Origin of the sequence: Mesorhizobium sp. M0019 (assembly GCF_040323975.1) — a bacterium.
Lineage (GTDB): Bacteria > Pseudomonadota > Alphaproteobacteria > Rhizobiales > Rhizobiaceae > Mesorhizobium.
This window is the reverse complement of the sequence record NZ_JAMYVK010000142.1, coordinates 1-899: the sequence shown is the minus strand read 5'-3', so window position 1 is coordinate 899 and position 899 is coordinate 1. Positions and strand designations below refer to the sequence as shown.

At 63.2% G+C, this 899-nt stretch carries 1 protein-coding gene; it reads left to right on the top strand.

Translation table 11 applies throughout. The features are described 5' to 3' along the window. A partial coding sequence (locus NKK47_RS35045; protein WP_352579935.1) for an ABC transporter permease subunit occupies nt 1-899 on the top strand: 899 nt, incomplete at both ends.

Genomic DNA, 899 nt, shown 5'->3' with positions numbered 1-899 from the left:
CCGATCGGCTTCGATTTCCTGACGATGCCGTCAAGGATCGTCATCTCCGAAGCAATCTTCACTTACAAGTCGCGGGACCCCTATTACTGGGCGATCGCGACCGGGCTCGCCAATACGGTCTTCGTCTCCGCGGTCGTCATCGTCTTTTCATCCGCGCTCGGCCTCGTCGTCGGCATCACCCGGCTGAGCAGCAATCCCCTGGCGGCGGGCACCTGCCGCGTATGGGTGGAGGTTGCACGCAATTCACCGCCGATCGTGCTTCTGATCTTTCTCTACTCGCTGTGGTGGAAGGTGCTGCCGCCGGTCGGCGAAGCGCTCAATCCGCTGCCAGGCGTTTACGCCTCCATGCGCGGCTTTGTGGTGCCGGCCGTCAGCATGGACGTCGCCACCGCGGGATTGCTCGTCATTGCTCTCGCCCTGGCACTGGCGGCCGCTGGCTGGGCGGCGGCGAGACGAGGATGGCTGCCACCGCTGACCGCGCCGGCGATCCTCGCGGTTGGCATTGCCGGGCTCTGGCTTGCCGATGCGAAGTTCTCCGTCGACTGGCCGACCTTCACTGGGTCGAACTTCAAAGGCGGCAAGGACCTGACGCCCGAACTCAGCACCATCCTCATCGGGCTGACCATCTACACCACCGGCTTCGTCGCCGAGATCGTGCGTGGCGGCGTGCTTTCGGTCGGCCGCGGTCAGTGGGATGCAGGTCATTCGCTCGGCCTGCCACGCGGCAAAATATTGCGTCTGATCATCATCCCGCAGATGCTGCGGGTGATCGTCCCGCCGCTCAACAGCCAATACATCAACGTCGTCAAGAATTCGACGCTGGCGATCGCGGTCGGCTATCCGGACTTCCTTGCGGTCATGAACACCATCATCAGCAAGTCCAGCCATTCGATCGAGGG